This window comes from Pelagibacterium sp. H642 (assembly GCF_031202855.1).
In the GTDB taxonomy this organism is placed as follows: Bacteria; Pseudomonadota; Alphaproteobacteria; order Rhizobiales; family Devosiaceae; genus Pelagibacterium.
Window position 1 is genome coordinate 2,167,501 of the sequence record NZ_CP101829.1, and the last position, 2,500, is coordinate 2,170,000.

Sequence of the window (2,500 nt, forward strand, 5' to 3'; positions counted from 1 at the left end):
TGCTGGGAAGTGACGGATTGCCAGGTCTGTATGTCCTTATCGGATTGGACATGCAGTGAGGCGGTTCCAGGAAATAGCCCCAGCTTATAGACCGTACCCGAAACCGACACAGGTGGACTGGTAGAGTATACCAAGGCGCTTGAGAGAACGATGCTGAAGGAACTCGGCAAATTGCACGCGTAACTTCGGGATAAGCGTGACCCGTTGATGGGCAACCATTGGCGGGTGGCACAAAAGAGGGGGTGGCGACTGTTTATTAAAAACACAGGGCTCTGCGAAGCCGCAAGGCGACGTATAGGGTCTGACGCCTGCCCGGTGCCGGAAGGTTAAAAGGAGAGGTGCAAGCCTTGAATTGAAGCCCCGGTAAACGGCGGCCGTAACTATAACGGTCCTAAGGTAGCGAAATTCCTTGTCGGGTAAGTTCCGACCTGCACGAATGGCGTAACGACTTCCCCACTGTCTCCAGCATCGACTCAGCGAAATTGAACTCCCCGTGAAGATGCGGGGTTCCTGCGGTCAGACGGAAAGACCCCGTGCACCTTTACTATAGCTTCACGCTGGCATTCGTGTCGGCATGTGCAGAATAGGTGGTAGGCTTTGAAGCGGGAACGCCAGTTCTCGTGGAGCCGCAATGTGAGATACCACCCTTATCGTCATGGATGTCTAACCGCGGTGTAACAGCACCCGGGACAGCGTGTGGTGGGTAGTTTGACTGGGGCGGTCGCCTCCCAAAGAGTAACGGAGGCGCGCGATGGTGGGCTCAGAGCGGTCGGAAATCGCTCGTTGAGTGCAATGGCATAAGCCTGCCTGACTGCGAGACTGACAAGTCGAGCAGAGACGAAAGTCGGTCATAGTGATCCGGTGGTCCCGCGTGGAAGGGCCATCGCTCAACGGATAAAAGGTACGCCGGGGATAACAGGCTGATGATGCCCAAGAGTCCTTATCGACGGCATCGTTTGGCACCTCGATGTCGGCTCATCACATCCTGGGGCTGGAGCAGGTCCCAAGGGTATGGCTGTTCGCCATTTAAAGTGGTACGTGAGCTGGGTTTAGAACGTCGTGAGACAGTTCGGTCCCTATCTGCCGTGGGTGTCGGAATATTGAGAGGAGCTGTCCCTAGTACGAGAGGACCGGGATGGACGAACCTCTGGTGGACCTGTTGTGGCGCCAGCCGCATTGCAGGGTAGCTAAGTTCGGACGGGATAACTGCTGAAAGCATCTAAGCAGGAAGCCTCCCTCAAAACCAGTATTCCCTATCAGAGCCGTGGAAGACCACCACGTCGATAGGCCGGGTGTGGAAGCGCAGCAATGCGTGAAGCTTACCGGTACTAATAGCTCGATCGACTTGATCGTTCTCATTTACCAATGATCGTAAAAGACCTTTTGACCTCACGGGTCGCACCGTTCTCAGCGTGACGCGCTAAAACCGCGCTACGCTTCGAACTGACCCTCCGGTGGGGCGCGCGAAAGCGCGAGGTCCTCGCAAAGCTCGTCCAGAGCAAACGCGAGACAGATCAAAAGACCAGTTACACGTCAGACAGGTTTGTTTGATCTGGTGGCTATGGCGAAGTGCCCAGAACCCGATCCCATTCCGAACTCGACCGTTAAACACTTCAGCGCCAATGGTACTGTGTCTCAAGGCACGGGAGAGTAGGTCGCCGCCAGATCTAACAAGCCTGTCAAACCCTTCTCAATACAAAACACAAAACAAAAAGCCCCGCAAACGCGGGGCTTTTTGCGTTCCAAAACCGCCATTGGACTCCCGCCGTCGCGGGAGCAGGCGCCGTTCTCATGACCCCTTCTCCCCTTGAAAGAACGCGACCGTTAAACACTTCTGCGCCAATGGTCCTGTGGAGCTTAAAGGTCAGTTCCCAGATCGAGCCTGAGGGCAGGCTCACCCTTCGTCGCATTGCCCCAGGTATGGTCCCTGACGTCACGTTTTAAGATACGTAGTTTTATCTACGTGTTTGCCCTCTCTATCCCCGACTATTGCGATTCCATAAAATCCCTTACGTGCATTATCAAAAGGGGGGGGCGCTATGGCGCTGATTTTCAATATCAGAGCGCAAGATCAGGTTCATTATACGATCGCAGTCAGGATAATCGGCTCCGACGCGATGCGAATCGCCGACAGTTTCCGCGGCGAACGCGTGGTGCTCGGCGAGTCGAGCGTGGCAGGCGTGTGGACAGCGGTCGCTGTCGGCACTTTGTCAGGATCATGGAGGGAGGGCGCGGTAACAAAGATGGTAATCACCGACATTACGCCTCTGCCTCACCCCCGGCGACTCGTTACTCACGGCGATCTCGAAACCGATGCCAATGGTGAGCCATATGGACTGGACGTTCTCGAAGAAAACGACGCCAAGACCATTCTGGCGGAATCCGGCTCCTATGATCACCTCGAGGCCTTGCAATTAATGGTGGCCGAAGATGCCGATCCCGTTGAGGATATTTTCGGTCGGGCATCGATCTACGAGGACGCAGGAACCGCTGAAGGTAG

At 55.4% G+C, this 2,500-nt stretch carries 1 protein-coding gene and 2 rRNA genes (2 of these 3 running past the window's edge); all 3 read left to right on the forward strand.

Annotation, left to right across the window (positions count from 1 at the left end; all coding sequences use genetic code 11):
* Nucleotides 1-1,353: ribosomal RNA gene (locus NO934_RS10670) — 23S ribosomal RNA — on the forward strand (it extends 1,373 nt beyond the left edge of the window).
* A 198-nt stretch (nt 1,354-1,551) separates the two neighbouring features.
* Nucleotides 1,552-1,667: ribosomal RNA gene (gene rrf, locus NO934_RS10675) — 5S ribosomal RNA — on the forward strand.
* A 372-nt stretch (nt 1,668-2,039) separates the two neighbouring features.
* Nucleotides 2,040-2,500, forward strand: partial view of a hypothetical protein gene (locus tag NO934_RS10680; protein ID WP_309159940.1) — the 5' portion only. 364 nt of this gene lie beyond the right edge of the window; 461 of the gene's 825 nt are visible here — the first part of the coding sequence; its start codon is at nt 2,040-2,042; its stop codon lies off the right edge, out of view.